Origin of the sequence: Flavobacterium frigoritolerans (assembly GCF_025847275.1) — a bacterium.
Lineage (GTDB): Bacteria > Bacteroidota > Bacteroidia > Flavobacteriales > Flavobacteriaceae > Flavobacterium > Flavobacterium frigoritolerans.
The window spans coordinates 395042-410816 of sequence record NZ_JAOZEV010000002.1 but is presented as its reverse complement, the minus strand read 5'-3'; the positions used below and the strand labels follow the sequence as shown (position 1 = coordinate 410816).

14 protein-coding genes are annotated in these 15775 nt (G+C 32.5%); 3 read left to right on the top strand and 11 right to left on the bottom strand.

Features of this window, described 5'->3' with window-relative positions; all coding sequences use genetic code 11:
- Positions 1-161 precede the first annotated feature (161 nt).
- The 4 genes from OIU80_RS04395 to surE form a co-directional block, all read right to left on the bottom strand.
- Positions 162-644 carry a C40 family peptidase gene (locus OIU80_RS04395; protein WP_264285829.1) on the bottom strand — a complete coding sequence of 161 codons (483 nt, stop codon included), beginning with the start codon at positions 642-644 and terminating at the stop codon, positions 162-164.
- 24 nt (positions 645-668) lie between these two features.
- The gene (lpxB, locus tag OIU80_RS04390; protein ID WP_264285828.1) at positions 669-1784 is read right to left on the bottom strand and encodes a lipid-A-disaccharide synthase; all 1116 of its coding nucleotides are present in this window, start codon (positions 1782-1784) and stop codon (positions 669-671) included.
- A gap of 80 nt (positions 1785-1864) precedes the next feature.
- The gene (locus OIU80_RS04385) at positions 1865-2158 is read right to left on the bottom strand and encodes a hypothetical protein (protein WP_264285827.1); all 294 of its coding nucleotides are present in this window, start codon (positions 2156-2158) and stop codon (positions 1865-1867) included.
- Positions 2151-2930 carry a 5'/3'-nucleotidase SurE gene (gene surE / locus OIU80_RS04380; protein ID WP_264285826.1) on the bottom strand — a complete coding sequence of 260 codons (780 nt, stop codon included), beginning with the start codon at positions 2928-2930 and terminating at the stop codon, positions 2151-2153. Before surE ends, OIU80_RS04385 begins: the two co-directional genes overlap by 8 nt.
- A 213-nt stretch (positions 2931-3143) precedes the next feature.
- Here surE and OIU80_RS04375 point away from each other — a divergent pair, with 213 nt between their 5' ends.
- Positions 3144-5333 (top strand): carboxy terminal-processing peptidase, encoded by a 2190-nt coding sequence (locus OIU80_RS04375; protein ID WP_264285825.1) that lies wholly within the window; start codon positions 3144-3146, stop codon positions 5331-5333.
- Between the two features lie 174 nt (positions 5334-5507).
- Entirely contained in the window at positions 5508-6332 is an 825-nt protein-coding gene (locus OIU80_RS04370) for a DNA/RNA non-specific endonuclease (protein ID WP_264285892.1), read from the top strand.
- Positions 6333-6348: 16 nt separating this feature from the next.
- Here OIU80_RS04370 and rodA read toward each other — a convergent pair whose 3' ends face one another.
- From rodA to purH, 6 genes are all read right to left on the bottom strand, one after another.
- The gene (gene rodA / locus OIU80_RS04365) at positions 6349-7584 is read right to left on the bottom strand and encodes a rod shape-determining protein RodA (protein WP_264285824.1); all 1236 of its coding nucleotides are present in this window, start codon (positions 7582-7584) and stop codon (positions 6349-6351) included.
- 18 nt (positions 7585-7602) lie between these two features.
- Positions 7603-9555 carry a penicillin-binding protein 2 gene (mrdA, locus tag OIU80_RS04360; RefSeq protein WP_264285823.1) on the bottom strand — a complete coding sequence of 651 codons (1953 nt, stop codon included), beginning with the start codon at positions 9553-9555 and terminating at the stop codon, positions 7603-7605.
- Entirely contained in the window at positions 9552-10058 is a 507-nt protein-coding gene (locus OIU80_RS04355) for a rod shape-determining protein MreD (protein ID WP_264285822.1), read from the bottom strand. Before OIU80_RS04355 ends, mrdA begins: the two co-directional genes overlap by 4 nt.
- A complete protein-coding gene (gene mreC / locus OIU80_RS04350; protein WP_264285821.1) occupies positions 10051-10875 on the bottom strand; it encodes a rod shape-determining protein MreC in 825 nt (274 codons plus the stop codon). Before mreC ends, OIU80_RS04355 begins: the two co-directional genes overlap by 8 nt.
- A 107-nt stretch (positions 10876-10982) precedes the next feature.
- Positions 10983-12011, bottom strand: coding sequence for a rod shape-determining protein (locus tag OIU80_RS04345; protein ID WP_026983887.1), 1029 nt, complete (start codon positions 12009-12011; stop codon positions 10983-10985).
- Between the two features lie 54 nt (positions 12012-12065).
- Positions 12066-13592: a bifunctional phosphoribosylaminoimidazolecarboxamide formyltransferase/IMP cyclohydrolase gene (gene purH, locus OIU80_RS04340; protein WP_264285820.1), complete on the bottom strand. Its 1527-nt coding sequence runs from the start codon at positions 13590-13592 to the stop codon at positions 12066-12068.
- Positions 13593-13756: 164 nt separating this feature from the next.
- On the opposite strand from purH, the gene OIU80_RS04335 reads away from it, so the two are divergent.
- The gene (locus OIU80_RS04335; RefSeq protein WP_264285819.1) at positions 13757-15007 is read left to right on the top strand and encodes an ABC transporter permease; all 1251 of its coding nucleotides are present in this window, start codon (positions 13757-13759) and stop codon (positions 15005-15007) included.
- 276 nt (positions 15008-15283) lie between these two features.
- Here the strand turns inward: OIU80_RS04335 and OIU80_RS04330 are convergent, their stop codons facing one another.
- The gene (locus tag OIU80_RS04330; RefSeq protein ID WP_264285818.1) at positions 15284-15676 is read right to left on the bottom strand and encodes a helix-turn-helix domain-containing protein; all 393 of its coding nucleotides are present in this window, start codon (positions 15674-15676) and stop codon (positions 15284-15286) included.
- Positions 15677-15775 lie beyond the last annotated feature (99 nt).

Here is a 15775-nt window from a genome sequence, read left to right as displayed (position 1 = left end):
TCAAATAATGTAAACCAAACTAATGGGAGACATATAAATATTGCCAACGGTTTTAACCGTTGGAGAGCAATGTATTATCACAATCAGTCTCACACGGTTGAAACCGTGAGCTATGATTAAAATAGGTTAAAATTTAAAAAAAAATAAAAAACGATTAGAAATTATTCCACTATGCGATTAACCTGCGCATAGGAGTCCCGATAATAAGGTTCTTTAGTAGAAGAGATTATTACTCCTTTTGATGTGGAGGAGTGTATGAATTTAATTTCTTCACTACTAATTTCTACAATTAATCCAACATGGTTTATTTGTGAACTTCTGTTGGTTTTAAAAAATATCAAATCGCCTTTTTTGGCTTTGTTTCGATTGATAACTTCTCCAATTTTTGATTGTTCCAATGAGGTTCTTGGTAATTTAATATTTTCAGAGTTGAATGTAGTAAATACCAATCCCGAACAGTCGTATCCTTTATTTGTAGTTCCGCCAGCTTTATAACGTACACCAATATTTTCAGAAGCCGTATAAATCAAATCTTTTACGATTGTTTTGGGATTGTCTTCTTTTTTAGTTGTAGTGACAGGCGATGTCGATTTACATGATGCAAATAACAGTAATAAGACTAGTATGGATAATATGTTTTTCAAGACAATATTTTTTAAGCTGATGAATTATTTTTGTAAATCTGCTACGATTAATCTTGCCGTTTTTTCGCTGGCACCAATTCCACCAAGTTTTTCTTCTAATAAATCATAGCTGTGTAAAAGAGTTTTACGATAATTAGGTTCTAATAATTTCGCCAATTCTTCTTTAATTCGTTTTGGAGAGCAATCATCTTGGATAAGTTCAGTAACTACTTCTTTATCCATGATTAAATTTACTAACGAAATATATTTAAGGGTAATAATACGTTTTGCTATTTGGTAAGAAGCCCAACTTCCTTTATAACAAACGACTTCAGGGACTTTAAAAAGAGCAGTTTCTAATGTTGCTGTTCCAGAAGTAACTAAAGCAGCAGTCGAAGATTGCAATAAAGCATAGGTTTTGTTAGATACAAACTTTATATTATCATTGGTTACGAAATGTTGGTAAAAAGAATAATCCTGACTAGGAGCACCAGCAATAACAAATTGGTACTCTTTAAAATCATTTACAACACTAAGCATTACCGAAAGCATTTTAGTGATTTCCTGTTTTCGACTTCCAGGCAAAATCGCAATAATAGGTTTTTCGCTTAAGTTGTTTTCTTTTCTGAATGTTACTTCATCAAATGGAGGCTGGTTATGAATGGCATCAATTAACGGATGGCCGACAAATTCTACAGGAAAATGATGCTTGTCTTCGTAAAAACTTTTTTCGAAAGGTAAGATTACAAACATCTTATCGATATCGTGTTTAATACTTGTAATACGGCTTTCTTTCCAAGCCCAGATTTGTGGCGAAATATAATAATGGGTTTTATAATTTAGTGCTTTTGCCCATTTAGCAATGCGCATATTAAAACCAGGATAATCTATAAAAATAAGAACATCTGGTTTAAATTGTAAAATATCTTTCTTGCAAAAAGAAATATTACTAAGTATCGTTTTTAAATTAAAGATAACTTCAATAAATCCCATAAAAGCCAGCTCGCGGTAATGTTTTACTAATGTTCCGCCAGTTTTTTGCATTAAATCACCTCCCCAAAAACGAATTTCGGCATTAGGATCTTCTTTATATAAGGCTTTCATCAAATTTGAACCATGTAAATCGCCTGAGGCTTCTCCAGCAATAATGTAGTATTTCATGTTTTTGTTTTTGAGAATGGAAGTTATTTAAGTTGTCGTTAAATCAGAAACGAGAACTTTGTTATAATTGCAAAGATAAATTAAATTAATAAAGTGAGAAGGGCTAATATAATAACAGCCAAAACAACACCTCTAGCTCTAAATTCTTTGTTTTGTTTTAAAAATACACCAAATGCTACTAAGGATAAAATTGAACCAAGAGTAATAACCTTACTAAGGTATCCATAGTTTTTTATGATTCGAATGCTTTCCATTCCGTTTGAAACGTCAAAATCAGTAAGTAAAGTAAGAAAGAGAAAACTACCTAATACTGAAGCCATCAGTCCTATAACAAAACCAATAAGTAAATCTTTTCTGTTTTTTGTATTATTCATTCCACTTCCAGTTATTAAGTTGTTGCATAGTATGATGTGCCGTTAAGTCAAATTGTACGGGTACTACTGATACATATCCGTTTTCAAGAGCCCATTCGTCAGTGTCTTCTCCTTTGTCCTGATTTACAAATTCGCCAGAAAGCCAATAGTAATCTTTTCCAGAAGGAGTTTTTCTTTTGTCGAATTTCTCCATCCACTGTGCTTTCGCCTGACGACAGATTTTAATTCCTTTAATTTCGTTCTCTTTTAATTTCGGAAAATTCACGTTTAAAACAACACCTTCAGGTAATTTATTTTCTAGTGTTTCTAGAGTAATTTTTTTGATGAAAGATTTTATACTGTCAAAATCAGCATTCCAATCATAATCTAATAAAGAAAAACCTATTGCAGGAATTCCTTCAATACCAGCTTCGACAGCAGCACTCATAGTTCCAGAGTAAATTACATTTATAGAGGAGTTTGACCCATGGTTTACTCCCGAAACACATAAGTCAGGTTTGCGTTTTAAAATCTCATTTACAGCCAGTTTTACACAGTCAACAGGAGTTCCAGAACAGCTATATTCTGTTATTGAATCGCCTTCTTTGGATAATTTGTTAAGATATAAAGTACTGTTTATGGTAATGGCGTGACCCATTGCGCTCTGAGGTTTGTCTGGTGCAACAACAACAACTTCACCAATTTGCGACATTACACTAATTAAAGCTCTAATTCCAGGTGCCGAAACACCATCGTCATTGGTTACTAAGATCAAAGGTTTTTTTGAATTCATTTTTTTTAAATATAATGGAAAAATAGGGATGTAGGGTTTTTATTAGCAAATGTAGTAACTGAATTTCTTAAAATAGTAACAAAATATCTTAAATTTGCGAAGTTGGACCTTTTAATCAATTGAAAGAAAAACTATATTTATATCTTTAACAAAAAATTATGCGGTCCATATTTTGTTGGCATAGTTTTTACCGTAAATTAGATTAAAAAATTGATGAATGCTATTATTAAATTTATGAAACGAAATTATAAAATTATCCTAGCCGTTATTTGTTTATCTGCTACACTGTTTGCATTTAAAATTAATAGCGATAAAGGAATTGACCCAGACCCGAATAAAGATAAGATGCTTTTGGAATTACTTGCTTTTGTAATCGAGAAAGGACATTATAGCCCTCCTGTAATGAATGATGAATTTTCAAAAGGGGTTTATAAAGATTATATAGAAGCATTAGATCCATCTAAAAGATTTTTCTTGCAATCAGATATTGATGAATTTGCAAAGTATGAATTGCAATTAGATGATCAATTTGTAAATAAAGATTTGACATTTTTCAATCTTACTTATGCTCGTTTAATGAAAAGAATGGAAGAAGGCAAAAAGAGATATAAACTTATTTTGGCTCATCCATTCAATTATAAAGTAGACGAGACTTTCAGTACAGATTATGAAAATTCGCCTTATGCAAAAACTTCTGCCGAAATGGTTGAGAAATGGAGAAAGCAAATTAAGCTGTCTACATTGTCTTCTCTAGTTACCAAAGAGAATATCGAAGCCGAAAAGAAAGTAAAAGATCCAGCTTATAAAGAAAAAACTTTTGAAGTTTTAGAGAAAGAAACAAGAGATAATTCTTTGAAATCATTAGATGAATACTTTGGTTTTATTAAAGATTTACAAAGAAGCGATTGGTTTTCGGTTTATGTAAACTCAATTATGGCTCGTTTTGATCCGCATACAAGTTATTTTGCACCAGAAGAAAAAGAACGTTTTGATGTTAATATCAGTGGTAAACTTGAAGGTATTGGTGCTAAACTGCAAAAGAAAAATGACTTTACCGAAATTTCTGAGCTTATTTCAGGAGGACCAGCTTGGAGAGGTAAAGAATTAGAAGCAGGTGATCTAATTATAAAAGTAGGACAAGGAACCGATGAACCTGTAGATGTTGTTGGTATGCGTCTTGATGATGTTGTTAAAAAAATCAAAGGACATAAAGGAACAGAAGTTCGTCTTACAGTTAAAAAAGTTGACGGAACAATTAAAGTAATTTCTATTATTAGAGATATTGTAGAGATAGAAGAAACGTATGCAAAATCTAGTATTGTAGATAAAAATGGATTAAAATACGGGGTGATTTATTTGCCTAAATTTTATATTGATTTTGAAAACAAAGATGGTAGAGATGCTGGGAAAGATATAGCTCTTGAAGTTGAAAGACTTAAAAAAGAAAATGTAAACGGTATCATCCTTGATGTTCGTGATGATGGAGGAGGTTCTCTATCTACAGTAGTTGACATTGCAGGGTTATTTATAGAGCAAGGACCTATTGTACAGATTAAATCTGCGGGAAGAAAAAAAGAAGTTCTTTATGATCGTGATAAAAAAATAGAATGGGATGGTCCTTTAGTAATCATGGTAAATGGTTTTTCAGCTTCGGCTTCAGAAATTCTTGCAGCTGCGATTCAAGATTATAAAAGAGGTGTCATAATAGGAAGTAAACAAACTTATGGGAAAGGTACTGTTCAAAATGTTATCGATCTAAATCAGTTCGTTCGCAGTAGTGATTTCGGAGACCTGGGAGCTTTAAAAATAACTACTCAAAAGTTTTATAGAATCAATGGAGGATCTACACAATTAGAAGGTGTACGTAGTGATATTGTTGCGCCAGATCGTTATGCATATTTAAAGATGGGCGAACGTGACATTGATAACGCAATGCCATGGGATAAAATAGATCCAGCTGAGTATACTACTTGGAATAATAATTCAAGTTTTAATCAAGCCATTGCAAATAGTAAAGCACGTATTGCTCAAAATCCTCAGTTTAAATTGATAGAGGATAATGCAAAATGGATTGATACTAAGAGTAAAGAGAATAGCTATAGTTTGAATATTGCTGATTTTAAAAAGGCTCAAACAGAGGTTGAGGCTGAGGCTAAAAAATATAAGCCAATTACAGATTATAAAAATAGTTTAGAATTTACTTCTTTACCATATGAAATAGCAGAGATGGCAAAGGATCCTACTTTAAAAGAAAAAAGAGAAAGTTGGCATCAGGCATTATCTAAAGATATATATGTTGAAGAGGCTATAAATGTATTAGATGATTTGCAGTCACAAAGTACAGCTAGACAAAATTCAGTACCAGCTAGATCAAAAAAAGATAAACTAGCTTCTAAATTATAAGAGGTCAGCAAAAAAAAAGGTAAAGCTTTTTAATCAATAATTTAAATGCTCCAAAAATCATGATGATTCTTGGAGCATTTTTTATTGGAATCTTTTTAGTTAACTTTGAATTTGTGTTTTAAGGAAATCAATTATAATACAAAAGTGTTTAAGAATTAAAATGATGATTTTATGATGATTATAATGAGAGGATTATTGGCGGCTTTTATTGTTATGTTTTTCTTTTCTTGTAAAAAGGATTTTGATGATGTTAGTAATAGCTCTGATTCTAATACAAAAGATAGTTTAAAGGGGCAAACAGCTTTATATGGAGACGATAATATTGAGTTTGATTACTTGCCTACCTCTACAACCAATCAAATCGTAAAACACGATTATTATACGCTTTCTTATAATGAAAAGTTTGAACAGGCAGAATGGGTTGCCTACGAGTTAAAGAAGGATTATATCAAGAATAATGATTTTAAAAGACCTTACTTTAATGAGGATCCAAAAGTAACCACAGGTTCTGCAGATTGGCGCAATTACAAACAATCAGGTTATGATAAAGGACATCTTTGCCCAGCTGGAGATATGGAGTTTGATAAAAAAGCATACGAAGATACTTTTTTAACTTCCAATATTTCACCTCAAGTGCACGAATTTAATGATGGAGTATGGAACAGGCTAGAGCAGAAAGTACGCTATTGGGCTGTAAAATATGATGGCATTTATGTAGTAACTGGCGGAGTGCTTACAGATGCTAATGTTACTATAGGAAAAGAAAAAGTACTAGTGCCTAAATATTTTTATAAAGTACTATTAGATGAGAGTGATGGAAAACACAAAATGATTGCTTTTTTGGTTCCAAATGAAAAAAGCGAAAGACCTTTGTATGACTTTGTGGTTTCGGTAGATAGTATCGAGAAACTAACAGGCATAGATTTCTTTCCACATTTAGATGATAAAATTGAGGATGCTTTAGAGAAAAATACAGATTATAAGTTTTGGATTTTTTAATTTAATGAGATTGAAATTACCACTCATTTACTTTATTAGCATCCATTTTTAGGAAAATAAAGAGCAAAATAGTGAATCCCCATAATCCAGAACCTCCATAGGAGAAGAAAGGAAGAGGGACTCCAATAGTAGGGAAAATACCAATTACCATTGCGATATTTACAAAAAAGTGGATAAACAAAATACTGGCAACACAATAACCATATACTCTACTAAATTTTGTTTTTTGTCTTTCGGCTAAATAGATGACTCTTAAGAAGAGTCCAACAAATAATGCAATAACAACAACTGAGCCTGCAAAACCCCATTCTTCACCTACAGTAGTAAAGATATAATCGGTATGTTGCTCAGGTACAAAACCTCCTTTGGTTTGAGTTCCTTCCAGAAAACCTTTTCCTATCCATCCACCAGATCCAATAGCAATTTCAGATTGATTGGTATTGTATCCAATCCCTTTCATATCCACTGTTTTTCCCAGTAAAATATTAAAACGATCTCGGTGATGTTGCTTAAATACGTTGTCAAAAACATAATCTACAGATAGTACGAATCCAGATATAAGCGCTAATAGAATGGCACTTAAAATTAGATTTCTATCAACAGCTCTGCCTTTAAAATGCATTATTATAAGAACTAACAATGCTATAAGTATTACGTATTCAGGTTCCAGAACTAATGTTAATACAAATAATGCTATTGCAATAAAACCGGTCCATATATACCAAGAAGGAAGTCCTTCACGATATAAAACCAGTAAGAAGATACAGTATATTAAGGCACTTCCAGGGTCAGGTTGAGGAAGTATTAATAGTACAGGTAAAAACACAATTGCAAGCGCTTGTACTTGCCTGTTAACGTCTTTTAAGTTTACTTGTGTGTCACTTAGGTATTTTGCTAATGCAAGTGCAGTTGCTGCTTTAGTGAATTCTGAGGGTTGCAGAGTAAAACTTCCAATTGCGTACCAACAACGTTGACCGGCAATAGTTTTCCCAAAGAAAAATAATCCAACTAAAGATAAGAGAGCAACACCAAATATGATACTCGCATATTTTTCATAGAATTTACCATCAACAAATAGAACGATGAAAATTAAAGGAATCGTTAGTAAAATAAAAATCAACTGTTTCTCATAAGTACCATCTGTAGAGGATAGGGAAGAAGAGTATATGTTTAACCATCCCATTACCACTAATGCGATATAGATGATTACACTTATCCAGTCAATATTACTTTTTACACTTTGATTTTTCATTTGAAATGAATCTCTTTATTAATTTTCTTGAGTTGTGTCTGCTTTTGTTATTTTAACCTCCTTAGGTATAGGCTTGTTCATTTTAGCCTTCATAACAGAATCTTTAGGTGTCGTTTCTATTAAACTAGCTGCTGCCATTCCGCCTAATTTTGCATATTGATCTTTTAAGCTTATGTTTAAAATACGAATTTCTAAATCATTTCGTGTGATTTTTTTACGAAGGTATTTCTCAATCATTAAACTAGCAATAGGTCCAGCAATTGTTGCTCCAAATCCACCATTTTCAATCATTACTGCTATAGCAATTTTCGGATTGTCTTTAGGCGCAAATGCTACAAATATAGAGTGATCTTTTAGTTGTGTTCTTTTACCATTAATTTTAGCAAAATTCTCAGCAGTACCCGTTTTTCCACAAATATCGATACCTTCAACACGTAATCTGCTAGCAGTTCCTTTGTTATAAACGTCAAATAATCCACTAATTATAGGAGGAAAATACTTTTTGTCTATGGTTGTTTCGTGTTTAACTGTGAATTTAGGGTCGATTTTTTCTCCTTCAATTTTTTTAATGATATGAGGTGTGAAATAATGCCCTTGATTGGCTATTGTAGCCATCATATTTGCTAATTGAATTGGGGTCATTAAAACTTCACCCTGTCCTATTGAGTTGGATACAATTGTTGTACTTCTCCAACCTCCGTTAGGATAGATCTTTTTATATGTTTTAGAGGTTGGTATATTTCCTCTTTTACCTGTTGGTAAATCATATCCCATATACTGACCTAAACCAAAGCTTTTTACGTGATTACTCCACACATCAACTGCATAAGCAGGGTTGTTGTATTTGTTTATAGTAAGCATATAAGTCTGGGCGAAATAAGTGTTACATGAATTGTAAATACCGTTATGCAACTGTTGGGCTGGTGGGTGATTATGACACTTCATAAAACGACCTCTTCCATAGCTGAATCCATGATGGCAAAAAAACGTCGTGTTTTCGTTAATCACTCCTTCTTGTAATCCAATAAGGCCTGTTAGGATTTTAAATGGGGATCCAGGTGGGTATTCTGCAAGCAGTCCACGATCATATAATGGTTTTGCAATTGAGTCATGATACAGTAAGGTGTAATTTTTAGAACGTTGTCTTCCTACTAATATACCAGGGTCATAAGATGGTGCAGTAACTAATGCTAAAATTTCACCGGTTTTTGGTTCTAAAGCAACAATTCCACCCCTTTTATTAATCATTAATTGTTCCCCATACTTCTGAAGTTCGGCATCAATTGTTAAGGTGATGTCTTCTCCCTGTACGGCAATTGTGTCATACTTTCCATCTTTATAGGAACCTATCTCTCTGTTGTATTTGTCTTTTTGAATGTATTTTACTCCCTTGATCCCGCGTAAAGTCACCTCATAGCTTTCTTCAACACCTTGTTTTCCAATCAAATCACCACTGTTGTAATAGGGGTTGCTAGCTACTAATTTTTCGTTTACCTGAGTAATACCTCCAAAAATATTAGCACCATAATCTACTTCGTAATCACGTAAAGATCTTTTTTGAAAATAGAACCCTTCAAATTTTCTCATCTTTTCTTGAAAAGCAGCAAATTCACTTTTGTTCAACTGAGCTAAGAATACAGACGGTAATCGAGGGCTGTATACTTTAGCTTTCTCAATTTTTTTAATAAAATCTTCTTTAGTAACATTTAAGAGTTCGCAAAACTCTAAAGTATCGATGTTTTTGATCTCTCTTGGGATAACCATGATATCATAAGAAGCCTGGTTGGCAACCAATAATTTACCGTATCTGTCATATATGTAGCCTCTTTCGGGATAGTCATACTTTATCTTTATAGCGTTATTCTCTGATTTTAGTTTAAAAGAATCGTCTATAATTTGTAAATAGAATATGCGAATTACTAGCAAAGATGCTGCAATGATAATTAAAGAGGGCAGCAGAACTTTTCTCATCTTCTGTTGGGCTTAATAAGATATATTATTATGATACAAGTTATAATAGTAAATATTGTACTGAACAAGGTTCGTAGTAAAACATCTAAAATGAAGTTAAACTGAAATGCTTCTAATGTAAACAGTATTATATGATGTAGTAATACTGATACCAATAGGAATGAAAATCGCTCAGGAGTTAAAGAATCATTTAGTTTGATAGTTTGGTATTCATAGCTTAAACCAAATGAAAATTTAAAGATATATGGTCTGTAATAGGCAAGGATTAGGCAGGCTGTAGCATGTATTCCTCCCGAATTACAAAACATGTCCATAACAAGACCGAGTAAAAAACTAGATGCTAAAAGTCCAGATTTGTTTCCGTTTACAGGGTATAAAATTATATACAATATATAAGGAAACGGACTTATGTAGCCTAAGAAATTCATATTATTAAAAATAACAATTTGAATTGCTAATAGCAGGATAAATCGAGAAATATTGATTAACAATGCGCTATTCATCTTTTTCTCTTTTTTCTAGTTTAATAAGCTCTTCTCTATCTCTACTCTTTATAATATATACATGTCCTAAATTCGTCATGTCATTAAATAATTTGACATTGATAGTGTAATAATTTGTTTCTTTTGAGGTGTAAATTTTATCAACAGTACCAATTCCAATATTTTCAGGGAAAATTACAGACTGACCACCAGTTACAATTGTGTCTCCTTTACGAACAGAAGCCAATCTAGGAACATCTATTAATTGAACAAAGCCAGTACTTTTTCCATTCCAAATTAATGAACCAAAGTGATTTGATTTCTTTATTTTGGCATTAATCTGAGATTTGATGTTAAGAATACTAACAACAGTAGCATATCTTGGTGATGTTTTATCTACAATACCAATAATTCCTAAGCTGTTAATTACTCCCATATCAGGTTTAACCCCATCATTAGAACCGGAGTTTATTGTAATGTAGTTTTCATGTACATTATATGAGTTATGTATCACTTTCGAAACAATAATGTCGGCAGGTTTAACACCTTTGATACTGTCTGGAAGAGGTAATTTTGAGGTGTCTTCGGCATTGAATAAAAGACTTTTTAGTCTTGCGTTTTCAAGTACTAATTCGTCGTTTTCTTTTCTTAAATTCAAATACTCATTTATGTTGTTTATTTTTTCATAAACACCACCGCTTAAGAAATTAGCTGAACTAATTACTCTGCTTTTGTGAAAAGAATGGGATTGAATAGAGAGACCCAACGAAATACCTAAAAGCAGCAAAAACAGCAACCGATTACTGTTTTTTATAATAAAATTAAATATTTGCTGCATTTCTTGCTTGGTTATTTTGTTTCAGGATATGCTTAAAGTTTCAAAATTTCTTCAGAACTAAATTTTGTATGTTTTAGCTCTGAAGAAATGTATAGTAATTAAGTATCTTATTTGATTAAGATACTTTTAAATTTTGCAATGTTTTTTAGTGCCATTCCAGTACCACGAACTACTGCTCTTAATGGATCTTCAGCTATGTAAACAGGTAAATCTGTTTTTAGTGAAATTCTTTTGTCAAGACCTCTTAACATAGATCCTCCACCTGCAAGATAAATACCTGTATTGTATATATCAGCTGCTAATTCAGGAGGCGTTTGAGATAATGTTTCCATTACAGCATCTTCAATTCGTTGTATCGATTTGTCTAATGCTTTTGCAATTTCACGGTAAGATACATCTACTTGTTTTGGTTTACCAGTAAGTAAATCTCTACCTTGAACTGACATATCTTCTGGAGGACCATCTAAATCTTCGATAGCAGCTCCAATTTGAATTTTTATTTTTTCTGCAGTACTTTCTCCAACAAATAAGTTGTGTTGCGTACGCATATAATAAACAATGTCATTTGTAAATACGTCACCAGCAATTTTTACCGATTTGTCGCATACAATTCCACCTAATGCAATTACAGCAATTTCAGTTGTTCCACCACCGATATCTACAATCATGTTTCCTTTTGGTTGCATAATGTCAATACCAATACCAATTGCGGCAGCCATAGGTTCGTGAATCAAATAAACTTCTTTACCATTTACTCTTTCACACGATTCTTTTACGGCACGCATCTCAACTTCAGTAATTCCAGAAGGAATACATACTACCATACGCAATGCAGGAGTAAACATTCTCTTTTTTAATGCAGGAATACTTTTGATGAACATATTGATCATTTTTTCTGAAGCATCAAAGTCAGCAATAACACCGTCTTTAAGTGGCCTTATGGTCTTAATGTTTTCATGGGTCTTACCTTGCATCATATTGGCTTCCTTACCAACAGCAATGATTTTGCCTGATATTCTATCACGTGCCACGATTGAAGGACTGTCAATAACTACTTTATCATTATGTATGATTAAAGTGTTTGCGGTACCAAGGTCTATCGCAATATCCTCGGTCATGAAATCAAAAAATCCCATAAGTTTTTTAGGGGTTTAAAAGTTATAAATTAGTAACGCACAAAGTTAAACAAATTAATGTTTAAAATGACGTGTTCCTGTAAATACCATTGCAACTTTATTTTCATTGCAATAATTTATGCTTAATTCGTCTTTTATTGATCCACCTGGCTGAATTACAGCGGTAATTCCTGCTTTTTTGGCTAATTCAACACAATCCGGAAAAGGGAAAAATGCATCACTTGCCATCGAAGCTCCATTTAAATCAAATCCAAATGCTTTTGCTTTGTCAATTGCTTGAACTAAAGCGTCTACTCGAGAGGTTTGTCCCGTTCCAGATGAAATTAAAGTTCCGTTTTTTGCAAATACGATTGTGTTCGATTTTGTGTTCTTACAAATTTTTGAAGCGAATAGTAAATCCTCAACTTCTTGTTCTGTAGGAGCTGTAATTGTAACGGTTTTTAAATGCGCTTTATTGTCGGTGATATTGTTTTTATCTTGAACTAAAAGTCCATTCAAGCAAGTTCTAACTTGTCTTGTAGGTAATTCCACCTCATTTTGAACTAATATAATTCTGTTTTTCTTTTCTTCCAGAACTGCAATAGCTTCATTGTCATAGCTTGGAGCAATTACAACTTCGCAAAACAATTTATTTATTTCTTGAGCAGTAGCTAAATCAATATTTGTGTTAGAAATTAAAACTCCACCAAATGCCGATGTTGGATCGCAAGCTAAAGCTGCTAAATAAGCTTCGTTGATATTTTTTCGTGTAGCTAGGCCACAAGCATTATTGTGTTTTAAAATTGCAAACGTAGGACCATCAGTTTTAAACTCTGCAATTAAGTTCACGGCAGCATCTACGTCAAGTAAGTTGTTGTAAGATAGTTCTTTTCCGTGTAATTTCTTGAACATTGCGTCAAAATCTCCAAAGAAAAATCCTTTTTGATGTGGGTTTTCTCCATATCGTAATACTTGCCCTTCGGCAATGCTTTCTTTGTAGATAGTATCGTCAGTATTAAAATAGTTAAAAATTGCAGTATCGTAATGAGATGAAACGTGAAAAGCCTTTGTAGCAAGCAATCTTCTGTTTTCAAGAGTGGTTGCTCCGTTTTGCTCTGTAATTAAGTCTAATAATAGGCTGTATTCGTTTACTGAAGCAACGATAACAGTGTCTTTGAAATTTTTAGCAGCAGCACGAATTAATGAAATTCCACCAATATCGATTTTCTCGATGATGTCTGTTTCACTAGCGCCAGATGCAACCGTTTTTTCGAACGGGTATAAGTCAACAATTACTAAATCAATTTGAGGAATGTCAAACTCCTTCATTTGTTGCACATCACTCTCGTTGTCTTGGCGATTTAAAATTCCACCAAAAATTTTCGGGTGTAAGGTTTTTACTCTTCCACCAAGAATTTCAGGAAATGAAGTTATGTCTTCAACAGGAACTACAGGAATTCCTAAGTTTTTAATAAAATCTTCTGTTCCTCCAGTCGAGTAAAGTGTTACTTTTTGCTCATGTAATTTTCTTACAATAGGTTCAAGGCCTTCTTTCGAAAAGACTGAAATTAATGCAGATTGAATAGTTTTTGTTGTGCTCATTGTGTAGTTATGATTATAAAAATGCAAAAATAGTTTTTTTTGATTATAAAAATCAACATTTTATGTAACATTATCTTAAAAATAACTACCTATCAGTAAGTGAATTTTTATTAGGTTTTTGACTAAAATTTATTGAATTTTACTTTAATGTAAATTTAAAATCTATGCTGCTTTATTTTCGATTGTTAAAAGAAAGTTTTGGTTTTGCGATGAATGCTTTGCGAAGTAACAAACTGAGAACATTATTGTCTTTGCTGGGTGTTACAATTGGTATTTTTTCGATTATTGCCGTACTTGCAGCAGTAGATTCTTTGAATAGAAAAATTACTAAGGATTTAAGTAGTTTAGATAAAAACACTATTTATTTAATGAAATTTCCATTCGGACCGTCGGATATTCCACAATGGAAAAGAGAGCAATTTCCCAATGTAAAATATGATGAATATACCTACTTAAAAAATTCATTAACAAATACAAATCAAGTCGGATACCAACTTTTTGTCAAAAGCGAGAGTTTAAAATACGATTCCAAAACAGTAAGTGATGTAAATGTTGTTCCGGTTTCGTATGAAATTATGGAAATTCAAGGGTTAGATTTTGAGAAAGGTCGTTTTTATAATGAATCAGAATCAAATTCTGGAGCGCCAGTTATTGTTTTAGGACATGATATTGCCGAAGGACTTTTTGGAGATTCAGAACCTCTAGGAAAAAACATTCGTTTGTATGGGCAGCGTTTTACAGTTATTGGTGTCATAAAAAAACAAGGAGCAGGCTTGTTTGGAGATAGTGATGATACATCGGTATATTTTCCAGCAAATTTTTTACGTCGTATGTATGGAGATAATAATGACGGAATGACTCCTGTAATTGTTTTAAAACCCGAAAAAGGAATTGATATGGATGCGTATAAAGCTGAAATATCCCAAAAACTAAGAGCTTTTCGAGGATTAAAAGCAGGAGAAATTGATAATTTCTTTGTTAATGTATTTTCTGGATTTACTGATTTTATAGATGGTATTATAGGTCAGATGAATATAATGGGGTGGATAATAAGTGGTTTCTCTCTTCTTGTGGGCGGTTTTGGAATTGCGAATATTATGTTTGTTTCTGTAAAAGAACGAACGAACCTTATCGGAATTCAAAAATCTTTAGGAGCTAAAAATAAATTTATCTTGTTTCAGTTTTTGTTCGAAGCAATAATTCTTTCGGTAATTGGTGGAGCAATCGGATTAATTCTAGTTTGGATAATCTCTGTAATTCTTACCAAAGCACTCGATTTTGAGTTTGTTCTTGGAATGGGGAATATTCTTCTCGGAACAGGGCTTGCTGCATTAATAGGTTTGATAGCTGGAATTCTTCCTGCAATCTCAGCTTCTAAATTAGATCCTGTTGAAGCAATTAGGACAGGAATGTAGTTTCTTGAGGTTCAAAGACACAAAGGGACAAAGGTTCAAAGGTTTCTTAGAGGTTCTGAGTTCTTTATTTAGATTCGTTGCCTTATTTCGAAGTTCCGAAAAGTAGTTTTATTTTTTATATAATTCCGTTGAAATGTTTTTTATGTTGAATAGTTTCCGTCTTTAGCCAAATAATTTTAATTCATACTTTGTCAATTTACAAGAAGCTATTATAAAAAAAATCCCAAGAAATATTTCTCAGGATTTTTTATTGAAACCAATATGTTTTTTGAAATCTTATTTTTCTTTTAATAATTTTTCTAAAAATTCATTCTTTTCTTTTTCTACCTGAACTAAACGCTCGTAAAGCTCAACAACTTTATCTAATGGGTTGAATGTGCAATTGATTGGATTATTTATTCCATTAGCAGTACTATTATCATAGAAGTTATTGAAATAATTAATCATATTTTCTTCTGTAAAGTTTTTTATAGCTTCAGGACTTACTCCAAGTGCTTTTGCGACTTCAAAAAGTTTTTCATCATCAATAGTTTCGCTGTTCTCTATTGCAGATACAGTTTGTTGAGATGTTCCTAAAGCTTGTGCTAAGGCTTCTTGTTTCATGTCTTTAAGTTCACGAATACGGCTAATTTTTCGCCCTATATGATTTGATTGTATTGCTATGCTCATAGTTCAAAGATATTTATATTCCTTTAAAAAAAAACCAGTTTCGGTAAAAAACAAGTCAATTTATGTTCGATACATTTCCAGGTAGTTTGCTTTGTGCAA